This window comes from Croceicoccus sediminis, from assembly GCF_007570835.1.
Lineage (GTDB): Bacteria > Pseudomonadota > Alphaproteobacteria > Sphingomonadales > Sphingomonadaceae > Croceicoccus > Croceicoccus sediminis.
This window is the reverse complement of sequence record NZ_SUNC01000001.1, coordinates 939,348-956,166: the sequence shown is the minus strand read 5'-3', so window position 1 is coordinate 956,166 and position 16,819 is coordinate 939,348. Positions and strand designations below refer to the sequence as shown.

Here is a 16,819-nt window from a genome sequence, read left to right as displayed (position 1 = left end):
TGGTTGGAGAAAACGGGCCCTGAGTTTATTATCCTCTGTATCAATAAAATAATGATGGAAGTGGAGAGGTGTAACATGAGTGTAAAAGTGATCCTGCTGAGTGGCATCTCGGCGTTCACCGTCCTTGCGCAATCCGCGCAGGCGCAAACGACTGATCCGTCGCAGCCTTCCGAGGAATCGGTTGAGCGTTCCGATCGCGGCATTCAGGAAATCATCGTCACGGCACAGCGGCGTGAACAGCGCCTGCAGGACGTGCCGATCACGATCAGCGCGATCGGCGAATCGACACTGGACAACGCCGGGGTCACCGGCATGACGCAGCTTCAGGCGGTGGCTCCCAGCCTGCAGATCAACCAGAGCTTCGGGCCTGCCAACATCTTTATGCGCGGTGTCGGGTTCAAATCCGGCGACCTCCTCGCAGAGACGTCGGTCGCGGTCTATGTCGATGGCGTCTACCAGGCGAATGCCGTTGCCAACATTTTCGAATTCAACGGGGTTGAGCGCGTCGAAGTGCTCAAGGGTCCGCAGGGAACCCTGTTCGGCCGCAATGCGACCGGCGGCGTCGTGCAGGTCATCACCAAGAACCCGTCCTTCGATCCCCAGATGAAGTTCGATGTCGGCTATGCCAACTACGACACGGTCAGCGCGTCGGTCTATGTTTCCAGCGGACTGACTGACAACATCGCGGCGAACCTCGCTGTCCAGTATCAGGACCAGGGCGATGGCTGGGGCAGGAACATCACGACGGGCGAAGAGCGTTTCTACTCGCGCGATTTCAGCGCACGCGGCAAACTCCTGCTCACGCCATCGGACGCGACAGAGGTCGTGCTGTCCGGCAACTACACAGACTTCGATCGACAGGATCTCGATCCCCAGAATCCGCCGGGGGCAGTGCTTGCCACCGGGCAGGGCTTTCTTGGGCGCTATCAGGTCGCGGGCGATTCCAACACCGAAGCGACCGGCGAAAGCTATGGCGGCTCGCTTACGGTAACGCATGATTTCGGAGGCCTGCAGATCAGGAATATCGCCGCCTATCAGAAAGTCACGATCTTCCAGGGGCTCGATCAGGATGCCAGCGCCCTGCCGCTCGTGAGGGGCGATTTCTATTTCCGGTCCCGCATGATCAGCGAGGAATTCCACGTCCTCGCGCCGTCGGACGCCAAGTTCCAGTGGTTGGCGGGCGTCTATTATTTCAACTTCAACGGGTACAGCGATCCGGTCGACATCACCGGTCTCGTTTTCGATCCGACCTTCTCTGACCCCACCATTGGCGTGGCCGTCTACGGGAAAACCGCCACGCGGTCGATTTCCGGTTTTGCCCAGGGCACTTATCCCCTGACAGACAGGATGAACCTGACGGCAGGCATCCGGTACACGAAGGACAAGGTGACCTATACCGGTTCGGTCAACGCCGCCGGTACGCCTTTCGTGCTTCAGCCGGAACAGACCAAGAAGTATTCCGACGAAAGCCCCACCTGGCGGCTTTCGCTGGACTACAAGTTCACGCCGGATGTCATGGGCTATGTTTCCTATAACCGCGGTGTGAAGTCGGGCGGTTTCTCGCTTGGCACCGTGGTTGCGGTGAACGAGGCTTTCGACACGGAAAAGATCGATGCTTTCGAAGTCGGCCTGAAGACGCAGTTGTTCGAAAGTGCGGTCAACTTCAACACTGCGGCGTTCTACTATGATTTCCAGAACATCCAGTTCCAGAGAGTGGTCGCCGGCAGCGTGTTCACAATCAACGGCCCGTCTGCAAAGATCTACGGCGCCGAAGCGGAACTGAACGGCAGGGTCACGCCGAACCTCACCCTGCGTGCGAACGGGGCTTACCTGCACACGCAGATTGGCGACTTCCCCAATGCGCCCAATGTGAACCGCCTGCCCAACGGCAGAAACGATTTTGGCGACCCCAACTTCAACGCCAAGGGCAATCGTCTGCCCTATGCACCGAAGTGGACCGGCAACGTCGGCTTTGAATATCGCCTGCCGATGAACAGCGGTGACGTCACGCTCAGCAGCAACCTGTCATACAACGGCAAGAGCTTCAGCGAGCTGGATAACCGTCAGGTTCGCGGATCGTACGAAATGCTCTCCGCGTCGCTGGGATGGGAAGGCAACAATGGTCTGCGCCTTTCGGTGTGGGGCAACAACCTGACCAATTCGTACTTCTACACGAACCTGGTCGCCGTGGGCGGAGGGAACGACTTCGCCGTTCCGACCGCACCGCGCACCTATGGCGTGACGTTCGGTTACGACTTCTAGGGCCGGAATGGTCGTCGGCGCAGGTATAACCTTGCGCCGACGGCCACTCGCCAGGCGATTGCCCCTTAGTTTTCGGACGCGATGCGTGTTGGTGAGGGGGCAGAAATGAACAGAGGGGCGCAAGATGCTGGCATGGCAGGCGGACACGTTTGGCGAACCGCTCGATGTCCTGACGTTGAAGGACATCGAAAAGCCCGTACCCGGCCCCGGCGAAGTGCTGATCAAGGTGCGGGCCGTGGGACTTGGGCTGCCTGATCTGCGATCGGTGCAGGGGCGTTATCCTTTCGTCAAAAGCCCACCTGCGATACCGGGCCATTCTTTCTGCGGCACGATCGCTCAGGTCGGACCCGGCAGCACCCTGTCACCGGGCACCCGAGTCATGGCGCGCACGCTTTATGAAAGCCATGCGGGCGCACTTGCCGAATATGCGCTGGCGAAGGAATTCCATACATTCGCCGCACCGGACGAGCTGGATGATATCCAAGCGGCGGCGTTCGTACTTTCCTATCACACCGCTTACGTCGGGCTGGTCAGCCGGGCACGACTGGCTGAGGGAGAGACGCTGCTGGTTCTTGGCGGTTCGGGTGCCACGGGATCGGCCGCGATAGAACTCGGCAAGGCGCTGGGCGCAAAGGTCATTGCCGCCGCACGAGGGAAGGCAAAGATCGATTTCTGTCGTGCCCAAGGTGCCGACCACGTCATCGATACGACGCGCGCGAACATCGGAGAGTCCTTGCGCGAACTGACCGGCGGGCATGGCGCCGACGTGATCTTCGATCCTGTCGGCGGCGAACCCAGCGATCAGGCGGTTGAAGGCATAGCGTTCGGGGGGCGGCTGGTCCTGGTTGGAAATGCGGCAGGCCTGCCCAACCTGAACCCGCTCGACATGATCGGGCGAACTTATGCCGCGATGGGAGCCGCCTTTCCCAATCGCACCGAAGCCGAGCGTGAAGAGGCGATCAGGGATCTGGACGCGATGGTCCGCGACGGGAGGCTCACCGTACCGGTCGAGGGCTGCCACGCCTTTGACGCGGCACCCAAGGTCATCGCGCGCTTTGCAGGGGACACGATGGGAATGCAGGTCATCACCGTCTGAGGGCAGTCGGCGCGAGCCTGTCCTGCCGTGGTGGCGATCGATGCGCGTCAGTGTGCCAGCGCGATGACCGTCGTGCTGCATTCGGCCTGCAATTGCGCTATCCCCTCGATCGCCGCGACAGTGCCGGGAATGGTGAGCGTGCAGGCCTGTCCTTGCCGCAATTCGCCGTGCAGGGTCTTTGCCGGTGAAAGCGCGTTGTAATCGATAAGGCCGTCGTAACCGACCATGTAGCTTTCGCCCTTTTCCGATGCCAGCATCATGCCAAGCGGCAGCGGCTGGCCGTTTGCGTCGATCACGCGCACGGGCAGCGAGCGGAATGCGCTGATGTCCATTTCCACCCGGCCCACCGAACCGCGCGCCACGGCAACGCGGCGATAGGTCGAACCGGTGACGACATCGGCGGGCAGTTCGTCGGGGTCGATGTCGAACTGTGTCGGGACGAGGGGCGTTACCTGTTCGACCAGCACGCGCCCTTTGTCGTCCGACACGCCGGCCAGCCGGTTTTCGCGCATCACCGTGACCCCGCCGACATTGCCGGTCTGTACAAAGGCATAGGCACCGCCGGTCTGGTTCCGGGCAAAGACGGTGCCGCCCGTCGCGATCAGCGTGCCGCGAAGGCCGGTCCGGGCCGCGAAACGCCCCGATACGTATTCGGCCTGTGCCTCGGCGCGGGTGTTTGGCGTGCGATAGCTTCCGCGCCCGCTTAGCCGCTCGCTGATCGCGCGGGTCGCTTCGACGCCATAGCCGAAATCGCCGGGCAGAATGTCGGGGCGCTGGATGCTGGCCTGCATCGATGTCCGGCTGCCGTTGCGCGCGATATTGCCCATCGCCTGCGTGCGTTCGCCGAACCGGTACATGATCCCGACCATGGCGCTGATGCGTGAATTGTCGCTCTTGCGCCAGGCCAGGTCGAGCCCGACGTCAAGCCGGTCGGCCAGCGATTTTCGGGCGTTGGCGCGCAGGATCGTGGTGCTGCCGTTCGACGTGGGATAGCGCGGATCATTGCGGCGAATGATGCGGCTGGCGCTGACGAGGAAGCGGGCGTCGTACTGTCTTAGGTCGAAATTAACCATCGCATTGATCTGCGATACCGGCAGGGCATCGCCCGAGGCCGCCGCCAGATCGCGGTAGCCCTTGGTCGGGAAAATCCCCTCGATCCGGCCCGAAAGACCGCTTCCAAAGGATTCCACGCCAAGCCGGACGAGCGCGCCCGACGATCCCGTGCCCGTGCTGCCGCGCAGTTCCCCCGTCACCAGCGCGACACCGCCAAGCGCGACTTCGCCATGCGCGCCAAGGTTTGCGATGCCCGCGCCGACTTCGCCCGACGCGCCGAGCGAAAGCGTGTCGGACAACCCGCGCCGGGCCAGAAACGTCATCGAAAGGTCGCGGTAATCGGCATTGCGCTTGCCAAAGTTGCGGCGGATCGCGCCGATGTTGACGCCGCCTTCCCATAGCCCCTTGCGCAGCAAATCGCGTGAGACATAGAGCTTTGTCGTCTGCACGACTTCACGGCCGAGTTCGTCCCTCAGGACAACGGAAACTTCGCCGCGCCCCGGACTGACCGGCACGTTGCGCACCGCGAACTCACCTGCCTCCAGTTCGCCTGCCGAAAAGCGTTTGTCATTGATGACCAGATCGATGCCGGTCGGAACCGCGACCTGTCCGTCGAATGCGGGGAGGGGGTAGGACACGATGCCTGGGCGCAGCGCGAAATCGCTGGCGATCTGGATGCCGCCGAATCGCAGCGGACGCTGGCTGTTGCTGCCGACCGAGATATGATCGCCGACGGTGATCGTCACGCCCTGCGCCCGGTCCGCCATCTGCAGCGCAGAGTTGAGGCGGGTGACCGTGTTGTAACCCTTTGCAGGGTCCGACAGAACGCGGAAATTCGTGCCGATCCGCTCGTCCCCGCGGGCGACGCGGGCGTCGAATGCGCCGGCGGCGTAGCTTCCACTGGCCCCGGCCGAGGCGGTCAGGTCATAATCCATGAGGAAGGCGGTCATCGGGCGGAATTGCGCCGGATCGCGCGTCGGGCGGGACAGGTCCTTGTAGTTGACGCCGTCGCTCTTGCGGAATTTCTTGACGATCAGCGTCTGGTCGAGCTGGCTGAAATCCCAGGTGGCAAGGACGAAGGTGTCGAGCGGGACATAGCCGCTGGCCTCGCTATCGATAGCGTCCTCCGCGACCGGCAGGCCGACCATGCGCGCGTCGTCGGCATCGATGTTGAGCACGCCGTCGATCCACGCGAGGCGGACAAGGTCATCCTGATCGATGCCGTCGATACGAATAGTGGACAGGCCGGGGCCGGACAAGTCGACGGCATCGGCAATCGTGACATCGCCGGGCAGGGCGAAGGGATCGGCCGATTGCGCCGCTGCCGGGGCATTCGCACCGACCAGTGCCGCGATCAGCAGGAACGTCGCGGCGAATAGGTCAACCGCAGTTCGGCTGCGCCTGGACACGGGTTTCTTCCCCGTCGACGAGAGCCGCGATCTCGATAGGGCCGCTCGGACAGCCGCTGCGGATCGTCCATTCGGCTTTCTTGCTGCCCATGACATAGCGCAGGCCGCTGCGATTGAGCGGAAGCGCCTCGCCACTGGCATCGTTCATGGCGACCGCTGCAATCCGCACGGTCTGGCCGCCTGCATTGTCGAGCAGGAGCTTGTCGCCCGCGACTTGCCAGGCCAGTTGGGCGGGCTGGGCGGTCTGACGGTCTACGAACAGCGGAAGGGTAAAGCGCAGGCGCGGTGTGAACTCGCCGTGCCGGTTGAGCGAGGGGTCGGGAAGCTGGTCGATCGCGACGCGATAACGCTTTTCGCTCTCGCCTGCCTGCGTGGTGCGGACCACGCGGAAAATCTGGGTGTCGCCCGGCTTGATCTGGATGATCGCGGGTGAGATCGAAACGTCGGTCGTGGGCGTGTAGACGTCCTCGCCGTCGACCTGGTCCCATGCGAAAACGCGTACCTGTACGCCGATCTTGCGGGCGGCGGGATTGCGAAGGCGCAGGGTTTCGGCGGTCTGTGCACCGCCAAGTTCGAGACGCAGCGGTGCCACCGAGATGTTCGCCCCCCTGTCCAGTGCCGCACCCGCGGAGTTTGCGGGCGTGTCGGACGTTTCCGCAGCCAGGGGGCTGGCCGCGGCGAGAAGGGCGATCAAGGCGATGGCACCGGTGCGCATGTCAGATCGCTCCGATCAGAAGGTGACCGTGACGGTCACGGTATCTTCGTAGGAGCCGGCAACGACCGGAGTGGCCGAAACCGGGATCCGGCCATAGGCCGTGATGTCGACGATACCGGTGGTGGCGACGCCGCCCACGGTGTTGCCGACCGTGTTGCCCCAGACCGCGCTGCGGGCCGAGTCGGTGTAGATGTCATACGGGATCACGTCTGCCGCGCCGCCCGAGTTGCCGAGATAGCGCTGTCCGCCGCCCGAGGAGTTGAGACCGACATCCATCGCGACGTCGTAGCTCGCACCGACGGTGCAAAGCAGCGAAACGGTGGCCTGTGCGTCGATGTCCTGCGAACCAAGCACGGGGATCGTGCCGAATGCCATGGGAGTTGCGCTGACGGTGCAGGCGTCGAGAACTTCTGCCGTAACCGGCATCGTGGTGTCTGCGGTGCCGGCATATGCCGGGGCCGCGATCAACGCCGCAGCAACGCCGCCGATCTTCAGAATGGTCTTCATGGGGTGGTCTCCCTGTTGTGCTGGCCCGAAAAGGGTAAACAGCCGTCTAGGGGAGAAATCTGTAATGTTCGTAAATTGGGCGTTTACCTTTCGGTAAGTCTACGCAGGCCTGTTCGTGGGTAAGACCGGCAGTTGCAGACAGTCGCATTCAGAGCCGCCGCAGCCATCAGGGCGCGCGAAAGCAGAGCGAAAACTGTCAGAAATTGACGGTGACGACGACGTAGTCGGAGTACTTGCCGCTGCGCGCGGTCTGCGTCGTGGACTTGATCTTGCCATAGGCAGTGATGACGGTCGCGCCGCCCCGACGGGATCGGCCCGCGACGGTGTTGATGCCCGTGCGGTCGCCCCATTGCGCCGTCATCTTCGCATTGCGATAGACCTCGTAAGGCAGGTAAGTGCCCAGAACGGGGTCGAACATGTTGCGCGTCTGGCCCTGTGGGTGAAGCCCGTTGTCCATTGCGATGTCGTAATCGACGCCGGGCGAACAGTTCAGCGTGATATCTGCCGTTGCCGTCGCATTACCCCCGCCGCCGGGCGTTGTGATGGGAAAAGCCATCGTCGTCGCCGCGATCGAACAGGATTCGGCCACTTCGGCACCGATCGTCATGGTCGTTGATTCGCTTTGCGCGCGGGCCATGCCGGGCAGGCCCGCCAAGGCGAGGCCACTGCCCAAAATGCATAATATGGCGCGCAGTTGTTCCATAGCGTTACTTTGCTAGTAACCAACCTGCTTTAACAAATCGTTTTCGCACGATCCCGGATCCTGTGCGGGGATGAAACAACTGCGCGCCGGGACGGTGTGTCCTACCTCGGCGCCATGCGGATTGCGCCGTCGAGGCGGATGACTTCGCCGTTGAGCATCGGGTTGCGGATGATCGATTCGACGAGCTGGGCATATTCTGCCGGCTTTCCCAGGCGACTGGGATGCGGAACCTGCGCGCCAAGGGCGTCCTGGACCTGTTGGGGAAAGCCTTCGAGCATTGGCGTCAGGAAAATGCCCGGAGCCACAGTCATTACCCGGATCTTGTGCTGCGCCAGATCGCGGGCGACCGGCAGGGTCATGCCGACAACGCCACCCTTGGACGAGGCATAGGCGGCCTGTCCGATCTGCCCGTCGTAGGCGGCGACCGATGCGGTATTGACGATGACACCGCGCTCACCGTCAATCTCGTCAGCGGTCACGGCGCGGGCCGCGAACTTCGAGATGACGTTGAAAGTGCCGATCAGGTTCACCTCGATCGTCTTGCGATAGACGTCCAGAGAATGAGGCACGTTCTCCTTGCCGACTGTCTTGATCGCCGGGGCGATGCCTGCACAGTTGACCAGGATGCGGGCCACGCCGTGCGCCGCTTCGGCGGTGTCGAGCCCGGCCGTTACGCTGGCCTCGTCGGCCACGTTGACGCTTGCGAAAATCCCGCCGATTTCCCGCGCGGCCGCCTGGCCTGCCTCTTCGTTCAGATCGAATAGCGCCACTTTGGCGCCTGCATCGGCCAGCATTGTCGCAGTTGCCTTGCCAAGCCCCGAAGCGCCGCCGGTCACAATGGCGGGCAGTCCCTTGATATCCATGAAGTATTCCTTGTCAGTTCAATTCGTTGACCATGGCGGAATCGATTTTGTAAAACCCATCAGAGGAATATGCACTCACCAGTGTATTTGTCTATTGTACGTTTCCTGTCAACGTTTGCTCGAATAGCAGACGCACCAGCTCGAGGACCGGCCACATCCGCACCCGAGCCTTTCAAAACGCCATTGCAGTAGGCAGCCGAACGCACGACCCGGCGGGAAATGTGTAACGATAGGATCGGGCAGGGTGGTGGAAGGCTTCGGCGCGTTGCCTGCCCAGAGCGTTGGCGGCGGTGGCGCGAACGTCATCGAGCGGCGCGCCGCGATGGTCGCGCCGGTCGTTCTTTTAATACGGGATTACGACTTTGCAGACAATTTCTCGGCCCGCGCGCCGATTTCGAGCGCGCGGTCGGGAACAGTATATTCGGGGATCAGGCTTTCTGCATCGCTGCTGCAGCCGCTTTCACGGGGGCCGGATCGAAGTAGTACGGCTTGATTTCGCAGACCTTGCCGTCGCGGATGCGGAAGGCTTCGGTCAGTTCGGCAGGTTCCAGCCCTTCGCCGAAGTTCATGCGGATGATCTTGACCGCCCATTCGCCGCCATAAGTCGATCCCAGTACGTCGAGAGATTCCACTTTCAGCATGGCAAAAACGTCGATGAACAGGTCGCGCAGGGCGTTCTTGCCCTGATAGGTGCCAGCCATCGGCAGGCCCGGAGCCTCGGTGATGAGCAGGTCGTCGGTGACCATCGACGCGACTTTGTCCCAGTCGCCTTCGGCGCTTGCGGCGTAGAGATCGTCGATAAGTGTTTCCACTTCCTGAGGTGTCATCCTAAGTCTCTCCCATGATTTTGAAGTGCCATGTTGTCGCCAATCGGCTCCGCAGGCGATAGCTATCGGAATTGTTAGCGTGAAAGCGCGGCCCCAAGTCGTTAGGGGCAGATGACCGGAAGAGAGGATCGAATTACCGTGAGCGAGACCTGGCATCCCCTGATCGCCGAAAGCGATTTTCCCGAGGAAGGCAAACTGGCGACCAAGGTGGCTGGTTGGTTTGTCCTTGCCGCGAAAACGGATGACGGTTTTTACGCGGTCAACGATCGCTGTACCCACCAGGCCGCGTTGCTTTCGGGTGGCCGCATTCGCCGGGGTGCGGTCATGTGCCCGCTTCACGGCGCGCGGTTCGAACTGGAAACGGGCCGCTGCATCGGCGGGGCCTACAAGGACCTTCGCACGTTCCCGATCCGCGTCGAAGACGGACAGGTCGAAGTCTGCGTCCCGGACGAGGCACCTTCGATGGAGGAATTGCCCGTCGGCCAGTGAAGCCGGGCGGCGCCCCGATCGGCTGGCCGCGCGCGACGCTCGTTTCGCGGCCTACCTGCCAGAACGGATAGCTTTCGGCTCGTCCGTGACGCTCTACCCTCTGGCCAACTAAACCATTGGGAGAGAGAACGATGCCCTTTACCGGACCGGATGCCGATCGCCTTGCGATCCGCGACCTCCTCGACATCTATGCCGACGCGGTTACCCAGCGCGACGCCGATGCCTGGGGCGCGACATGGGCCGAGGATGCCCGTTGGGAAATGCCCGACTATCCCGAATTCCCGCCGCAGGAAGGGCGCGAGAACATCGTGAACCTTTGGGTCGAGGCGATGAAGCAGTATCCCGGCATCATGTTCCACGCCTGGCCCGGTTCGATCGAGATCGATGGCAATACCGCAAAGATGCGCAGCTATACCGCCGAGGTCTATGACCAGGACGGCAAGACCATGCGCGATCGCGGCGAATATCGCGACGAACTCGTAAAGATCGACGGCAAGTGGTATTTCTCGCTGCGCTCTTTCCGCAACATCCACCGTCAGCATGGACCGAAGGGCGTCTGATCATGACCAAGAACCGTTTCTGGCGCCTCGACAATCACCCGGAAGGCGACGATTTCAGCTCCGCCCTCAGCCTTCAGGAAACCGAACTCGCCCCGCTTGAGGATGGCGAGATCCGGCTCAAGGCCGACTACCTGTCCATGGACGCGGGCACCCGCATGTGGATGGGCCCGCGCGAAGACGGGTATCAGCCGCCGCTGCCGATGGGCATCCCGATGGCCGGACAGGCGCTGGGCCGCATCGTCGAAAGCCGGGATGACCGTTACCCGGTCGGCCGGCTGGTGCGCGTGTTCGGGCAGTGGGCCGATTATTCGACCGTGCGGCCCGACGATGCCTGGGCCGTGCTGCTCGACGAAGACATCGACGATCCTCGCCAGCACTTCGGCGTGCTCGGCCTCAACGGCTGGACCGCGCTTTACGGCACGAAGGACATTCTCGGCATCAAGGAAGGTGAGGACCTCGTTGTCTCGGCAGCTGCGGGCGCGACCGGTAGTCTTGCCTGCCAGATCGGCCGCAACCTTGGCGCGAAAGTCACAGGGATTGCGGGCGGACCGGACAAGTGCCGCTTCGTGGTCGAGGAACTGGGCGCGGAACGCTGCATCGATTACAAGAACGAGGACGTCGCAGCAGAGCTGAAGAAGATCGACGGCGGCATCGATGGTTATTTCGAAAACGTCGGCGGCCCGATCCTCGACGCGGTTCTTGCCAATATGGCCATGTTCGGCCGCATCGCGGTTTGCGGCATGATCGCAAACTATCAAAGCGACGAAAGCGTGCCGGGGCCGAAGAACTACGACCAGGTCCTGATGCGCCGGCTGCGTATCCAGGGCTTCCTGCTGCCCGATGTGCCAGAGCGTGGCCCGGAATATCACGCGACGCTGAAAGACTGGCTGGCGAACGGCAAGATCACACTGCCGTTTGACGTGACCAAGGGGCTGGAAAACACGCTCGTCGCTTATAGCCGCATGATGACGGGCAAGAACACCGGCAAGGTCATCGTCGACCTGACGGACTGATCGCGCGTGCCCACTATCGATTACCGGTCGCCCCTGCGCTGCCTCGTCGCGGTGCGGGGGCATCCTTTCGGGCGGGATGCTTTCGCCTCGGTTTTCGAGGACATGCACGGCATCTCGGCCACGATGGTCGATCAGCCTGCCGCCGCATTATTGCTCAACTCCGAAGGGATGCGCGATTTCGACGTGGCGGTTCTTTACGACATGCCCGGGCTCGACTTCGATGCGCCCGAAGATGCACCCACCTACGTCGATCCGCCCGATGTTATGCGCCGCGGTTTCCCCGCGATGCTGGAACAAGGCAAGGGCGTCGTCGCGCTGCATCACGCGCTGGCGGGGTGGCCGACATGGCCCGAATATGGCGAGATCATCGGCGGCAGGTTCCTCTACAAGCCGGGCGTGGTGCGGGGGAGCGAGCGGCTGGACAGCGGCTATGCCCATGACGTGGCCCAGACGTTCACGCCCATACCCGGCCATCCCGTGACGGACGGCCTTCCGGCCAGCTTCGACCTTACCGACGAACCCTATCTGGCGGAGATATTCGAGGACGGCGTGACCCCGCTGCTGCGATCGGATGCGAAGTTCGACCGCGATCACTTCTTCTCAGCCTCGCTCGCCGTAAGGGGCGAGATGTATGCGCGCGATGGCTGGGACCATCCCGCGGGCTCGAACCTTGTCGGCTGGGCGAAAGAGGTGGGCAAGGGGCGGCTGGTCTACCTTCAGCCCGGTGACGGTCCGGGCGCTTATGAAAACCCGCACTACCGCCGGTTGGTGGAAAACGCGATCCGCTGGACCGCGCAGCAGGGTTGAGCGGTCGGGACCATTCGGACCGTCACCAACTCGCACTTTATACAGGTTTGGCCGGCCCGCCCGATGGCTTTACCCTAGAATGCAATTTGGCCGTAGAAGACCATTTCGAGAGGCATGCATGTGACCCAGAACCGCAGATTCCTACTTCGCCGCCGTCCGCACGGCGACCCGGTGCCGGACGATTTCGAACTTGTCAGCGAACCGATCCCCCACGTGCCTGAGGGCGGGTTCGTCATGCGCAACCATTACTGCTCGCTCGATCCGGCACAGCGCGGCTGGATGGCGGACGAGCCCAGCTATATGCCGCCGATCCCGTTAGGCGATGCGGTGCGCGCGACGTCGGTGGGGCAGGTGCACGCAAGCGACAATGCGGACTTTCCTGTCGGCAGCTGGGTCATGAACCTCAACGCGATCGAGGAATTTACCCCGGTCGTGCCCGGCCACTTCACCGCGCCGATCGATGTCGGCATCGTCGACAGCCCGTCGAAGTTTCTCTCGGCCATGGGCGCGGTCGGCCTTACCGCGTATTTCGGGATGCTCGATGTCGCCAAGCCGAAGCAAGGCGAAACCCTGTGTGTCAGCGGCGCGGCAGGGGCGGTGGGTTCCGTCGTCGGGCAGATTGGCAAGATCCACGGCTGCCGCGTGATCGGCATCGCGGGCGGAACCGAAAAGTGCCGCCGGTTGATCGACGACTATGGTTTCGACGTCGCCATCGACTATCGCGGCAAGAGCCAGGAAGAACTGCGCGAAGAGATCGGCAAGGCCGCTCCCGACGGGCTGGACATGGTGTTTGAAAACGTAGGCGGGGACATACTGGAGGCGGAAGTCTTCAATCTCGCCAAGGATGCGCGTATCGTGCTGTGCGGCTTGATCAGTGAATACAATTCGGTCGAGAAGCATGGCCTTCAGAACCTTTGGCAGCTGATCGTGCATCAGGCCTCGATCCACGGCTTCCTGATCATGGATTACGCCGACCGCTTCCCCGAAGGCGGCGCGCAGATCGCGCAGTGGATGGCCGAGGGCAAGGTCCGCATCGACGAGGACGTGCAGGAAGGGATCGAGAATACATACGATGCCTTCATGCGGCTGTTTTCGGGCAAGAACACCGGCAAGCTGATCCTGAAGATCGCATGACCGACCGGTTGAAGGGCCGCCGCGCCATCGTCACGGGCGCGGGTTCGGGCATTGGTGCGGCGGTTGCAAAGCGGCTGGCGGCAGACGGAGCGCAGGTCTTCACCAGCGACCTCAAGGGCGAGGTCGATCACGCCGCCGACGTCACGGCGGACGGGGCAAGCGAAGCCTTGGTCAAGGCGGCGGTGGAGGCGATGGGCGGTCTCGACACCCTGGTGCCCTGCGCCGGCATATCCGCCTTCGCGCCGCTGGAAGGGCATTCGGACGAATATTTCCGGCAAGTGCTGGAAGTGAACCTGGTCGCGGTTTTCCGGCTGGTCAGGGATGCGGCGGAGCATCTGAAGAAGGCAGGCAACGGGCGGATCGTCACGATCGGGTCCACGACCTCGACCTTCGGGGACGAGGGGCTTTGCGCCTATTCGGCATCGAAGCATGCGGTGCTGGGCTTTACCAAGTCCGCCGCGGCAGAGCTTGGCCCGCATGGCGTGACGGTCAACTGCGTCCAGCCCGGCGCGATCGACACGCCGATGACGGCGCCAGCGTTCGAGGAAATGCCCGAATATCGCACGTTCTGGGAGAACAAGGCTCCGCTCAGGCGACTGGGGCGGGCGGAGGACATTGCCGATGTCGTCGCATTCCTGTGCAGCGACGATGCCCGTTTCATGTCGGGCCACGGCCTTTGGGTCGACGGCGGGGCGATGGTCCGGCACTGAGCGGAACATCGCCCAAAGCCATCAGTCTTTCATCACCGGCATGGGCGTCTGCCCGCTCTCGTTGAGGTAATAGTCGATCCACTTGTGGAAGAACTGGTTGCCCGGCTCGTTCCGGCCGAAGGTCTGGTGCGTCATCGCACCCGACTCCAGCCCGTTCTGCACCTTCATTCCGAGGAAGTAGTCCTCTTCTTCCACGACGTTGTAGAAGAAGTCGCACATCTCATCGAGCTTGCGCATCTCCTCTTCCGTTTCCGGCTTCGTCGGGAAGACGTAGTTCATGATCGTCACGTTCTTGTTCGGCGCATCGCCGGGAAACAGCTGCGCGAACTGGCACATTTCGGGGGCGAGGAAGAGTGCGAAGTTCGGGAACAGCATGCGGATGAAATCGTAACCGTCGTTCTCCCGGCGGCCCCATTCGTCGCGCGGCAGGCCTTTCAGATCCACGATCGACTTTTGCGGAAAGCCCAGTCGGATATGCGGGCCGAACCCTTCGTAATGCGCGCGGTTCGACGGCGACCTTGGCGCGACCGTGTCCTTGTGCGCGGCGGCGAAGTGATAGCCTTCGAGATAGCCGTCGTAGGCGACCTTCCAGTTCGCCCCGCGCATCTCTTTGGACTTGTGATAGTACCAGTCTTCCAACTTCAGCGCGGCGAAATCGTCGTACATGCCGCCCAGCCATGATTTCGCATCGATCTCCAGCCCCGGTGTCAGGATGACGAAGATCATGCCCGCCACTTCGTCGCAGGGCAGTTCGGTCATGTTGAGATCGGTGCGGTCCACTTCGCCGAATGTGCTGGCCTCGGCTATGCCCAGAAGCTTGCCGTCATTGGCATAAGTCCAACCGTGATAGGGGCACGAAAATCGCGAACAGTTGCCCTTGCCCTCGGGCGCGAGGTGGGCGGCGCGGTGCTTGCACACGTTGAGGAAGGCGCGCGCCCTCATGTCCTTGCCGCGCGTGATCACGACCGGCAGGCCCATGATCTGCATCGCCTTGTAATCGTTCTTTTCGGGCAATTCGATGGTCAGCGCCAGCATCAGGGGCAGGCGCTTGAACACGCGCTCCTTCTCACGCTCCCACCGTGCGGGATCGAGGTAGTTTTCGACCGGCACGCGCATCGTGGTGCTGGCCTGATCGGTGGTGCGGCTTTCGACGAAGTGCAGCATGCGTTCCGCGATGTCGCCGTACTTTTCATAGAGTTCGGTCATGGTCTTGTCCTTGTCGGAAAATGTCAGTCGGCAGCGTTCAGGTAGCGGTCGAGCACCTGGTGGAAATGGCGGATGCGCACTTCCTGGTAATCGCCCAGTTCGACCCGCTGGTTCTTCGACGCCTTCAGCCCTTCGTGGCACAGTTCCATGTTCTCCATGTCCTGATCGACCACGCCGCCCAGAACGCCCAGTTCCGGCGCGTCGGACCACTTCTCGTCCTCTCCCAGAAGGTGCATCGGCACCGACGGCGGGCGCGGCTTGCCTTCGGGCACGCGCGACAGCACGCGCACTTCCATCAGGCAGGCGTTTTCGTCGGGCCATGGCCGCCAGCGATAGACGATGTTGGGCATGAACCCGCCCCACGGCGCGAAGTTCGGGAACACGTTGTAGACCAGCGCGTCGAGCAGCTCGCTTTCCGACACGTTGGAATAGTCGCCGCCGAATGCGCGGGCGCTGGTCTTGCGCATCGCCGCGCCCAGCATCTGGCGCGCGGTCATGCCCTCGGGCACCTGGAACGCGCTGTCGTCCGCCTCGGGGTCGTAGTTGTCGGCGCTGCGGCCGTTGTATTTGACGAATTCGTCGACGATCCACTGCTGCGGCAGGTCATGCTGCTGAACGTGGGGGCTGATCGTGCCGAACGGCGTGTAGTTCACGTTCACGTGGTCGCCCAGCACGTGATAGGCCGCGTTCGCATCGCCGGTGAACGGCATCAGTTGCGGGTGCGTGGCATAGGCGTGATAGCTTTCCATGAAAGCTTCCATCACGATCTTCCAGTTCGCCTTCACGACTTTGCCGACCCAGGCGATCGTGCTGCAATCCTCGTGCCGCCACTGCCGGAAGAATTCGGGCAAGGGGGCGAGGAATTCCTCGATGTCCGGCCCTTCGTCTGCGTCGCGCACGAAGACATATCCGCCCCACCGTGCAACGCTCACTTCGGGAAGCTTCATCTGTTCATCGGACAAGTGTCCGAAGTCCCAGCGGCAGGGTATGGAATTGAGCGAGCCGTCGGTGTTCCACGTAAAGGCGTGGAACGGGCAGACGAACTTCTCGGCCGATCCGCAATCGGTCTTCAGCTTGCGTCCGCGGTGCAGGCACACGTTGTGGAAGGCGCGGATCGATCCGTCATCCTGCCGCACGATCAGGTAGGACCGGCCGACATTGTCGTAAGTGACGTAATCGCCGGGTTCGGGGAGGTCTTCCTCGCGCGTGGCGAATTGCCAGACGGCGGGCCACATTTTCGCTTTTTCGGCCGCGAAGAATTCGGGAGAATAATATCGCGATGCATCGATCGGCTCGGAGCCGAGGTATTCGTACCGGTCCTCCGCCATGAATGCTGGCGGCTGGATATCGTCGGCGGCCAGGATGTCTTCCCAGCCCGGTCCCGGACAGCGGGCGATGTCCATGCGTTCGCGTGGATCTGCTTCTGCCATGTCGGCATCCTCCTCGTATCTTTCGAGAGGGAGAT

16 protein-coding genes are annotated in these 16,819 nt (G+C 62.4%); 8 read left to right on the top strand and 8 right to left on the bottom strand.

The genetic code is table 11. From position 1 onward, the window contains the following. Positions 1 to 75 precede the first annotated feature (75 nt). Positions 76 to 2,262, top strand: coding sequence for a TonB-dependent receptor (locus FAX90_RS04510; protein WP_170234860.1), 2,187 nt, complete (start codon positions 76 to 78; stop codon positions 2,260 to 2,262). Between the two features lie 124 nt (positions 2,263 to 2,386). Beyond that, positions 2,387 to 3,358 carry a quinone oxidoreductase family protein gene (locus FAX90_RS04505; RefSeq protein ID WP_144095911.1) on the top strand — a complete coding sequence of 324 codons (972 nt, stop codon included), beginning with the start codon at positions 2,387 to 2,389 and terminating at the stop codon, positions 3,356 to 3,358. 47 nt (positions 3,359 to 3,405) lie between these two features. Here the strand turns inward: FAX90_RS04505 and FAX90_RS04500 are convergent, their stop codons facing one another. From FAX90_RS04500 to FAX90_RS04475, 6 genes are all read right to left on the bottom strand, one after another. Continuing rightward, complete coding sequence (locus tag FAX90_RS04500; RefSeq protein ID WP_170234858.1) at positions 3,406 to 5,820, bottom strand: fimbria/pilus outer membrane usher protein; 2,415 nt, start codon at positions 5,818 to 5,820, stop codon at positions 3,406 to 3,408. Continuing rightward, entirely contained in the window at positions 5,792 to 6,535 is a 744-nt protein-coding gene (locus FAX90_RS04495; protein WP_144095907.1) for a fimbrial biogenesis chaperone, read from the bottom strand. The genes FAX90_RS04500 and FAX90_RS04495 overlap by 29 nt, the downstream gene beginning before the upstream one ends. Positions 6,536 to 6,550: 15 nt before the next feature. Beyond that, positions 6,551 to 7,042 carry a Csu type fimbrial protein gene (locus FAX90_RS04490; RefSeq protein WP_144095905.1) on the bottom strand — a complete coding sequence of 164 codons (492 nt, stop codon included), beginning with the start codon at positions 7,040 to 7,042 and terminating at the stop codon, positions 6,551 to 6,553. A 196-nt stretch (positions 7,043 to 7,238) separates the two neighbouring features. Further along, positions 7,239 to 7,649, bottom strand: a complete 411-nt coding sequence (locus FAX90_RS04485; RefSeq protein ID WP_170234857.1) for a Csu type fimbrial protein — start codon at positions 7,647 to 7,649, stop codon at positions 7,239 to 7,241. Positions 7,650 to 7,846: 197 nt separating this feature from the next. After that, positions 7,847 to 8,608 carry a 3-hydroxyacyl-CoA dehydrogenase gene (locus FAX90_RS04480; RefSeq protein ID WP_144095902.1) on the bottom strand — a complete coding sequence of 254 codons (762 nt, stop codon included), beginning with the start codon at positions 8,606 to 8,608 and terminating at the stop codon, positions 7,847 to 7,849. 428 nt (positions 8,609 to 9,036) lie between these two features. Further along, positions 9,037 to 9,435, bottom strand: coding sequence for a nuclear transport factor 2 family protein (locus tag FAX90_RS04475; RefSeq protein ID WP_144095900.1), 399 nt, complete (start codon positions 9,433 to 9,435; stop codon positions 9,037 to 9,039). A gap of 138 nt (positions 9,436 to 9,573) precedes the next feature. Here FAX90_RS04475 and FAX90_RS04470 point away from each other — a divergent pair, with 138 nt between their 5' ends. From FAX90_RS04470 to FAX90_RS04445, 6 genes are all read left to right on the top strand, one after another. Beyond that, positions 9,574 to 9,924 (top strand): Rieske (2Fe-2S) protein, encoded by a 351-nt coding sequence (locus tag FAX90_RS04470; protein ID WP_144095898.1) that lies wholly within the window; start codon positions 9,574 to 9,576, stop codon positions 9,922 to 9,924. Between the two features lie 131 nt (positions 9,925 to 10,055). Continuing rightward, complete coding sequence (locus FAX90_RS04465) at positions 10,056 to 10,484, top strand: nuclear transport factor 2 family protein (RefSeq protein WP_144095896.1); 429 nt, start codon at positions 10,056 to 10,058, stop codon at positions 10,482 to 10,484. Positions 10,485 to 10,486: 2 nt separating this feature from the next. Beyond that, on the top strand, positions 10,487 to 11,497 hold the full coding sequence (locus FAX90_RS04460; RefSeq protein WP_144095894.1) for an NADP-dependent oxidoreductase: 1,011 nt from the start codon (positions 10,487 to 10,489) through the stop codon (positions 11,495 to 11,497). A 6-nt stretch (positions 11,498 to 11,503) separates the two neighbouring features. Beyond that, the gene (locus FAX90_RS04455) at positions 11,504 to 12,304 is read left to right on the top strand and encodes a ThuA domain-containing protein (RefSeq protein ID WP_144095892.1); all 801 of its coding nucleotides are present in this window, start codon (positions 11,504 to 11,506) and stop codon (positions 12,302 to 12,304) included. A 120-nt stretch (positions 12,305 to 12,424) separates the two neighbouring features. Next, a complete protein-coding gene (locus FAX90_RS04450) occupies positions 12,425 to 13,438 on the top strand; it encodes an NADP-dependent oxidoreductase (RefSeq protein WP_144095890.1) in 1,014 nt (337 codons plus the stop codon). Beyond that, positions 13,435 to 14,148: an SDR family NAD(P)-dependent oxidoreductase gene (locus FAX90_RS04445; RefSeq protein ID WP_144095889.1), complete on the top strand. Its 714-nt coding sequence runs from the start codon at positions 13,435 to 13,437 to the stop codon at positions 14,146 to 14,148. Before FAX90_RS04450 ends, FAX90_RS04445 begins: the two co-directional genes overlap by 4 nt. A gap of 21 nt (positions 14,149 to 14,169) precedes the next feature. On the opposite strand, the gene FAX90_RS04440 is transcribed toward FAX90_RS04445, so the two are convergent. Next, positions 14,170 to 15,354, bottom strand: coding sequence for an aromatic ring-hydroxylating oxygenase subunit alpha (locus FAX90_RS04440; protein ID WP_144095887.1), 1,185 nt, complete (start codon positions 15,352 to 15,354; stop codon positions 14,170 to 14,172). 23 nt (positions 15,355 to 15,377) lie between these two features. Beyond that, entirely contained in the window at positions 15,378 to 16,784 is a 1,407-nt protein-coding gene (locus tag FAX90_RS04435) for an aromatic ring-hydroxylating oxygenase subunit alpha (protein WP_144095885.1), read from the bottom strand. Positions 16,785 to 16,819: the final 35 nt, after the last annotated feature.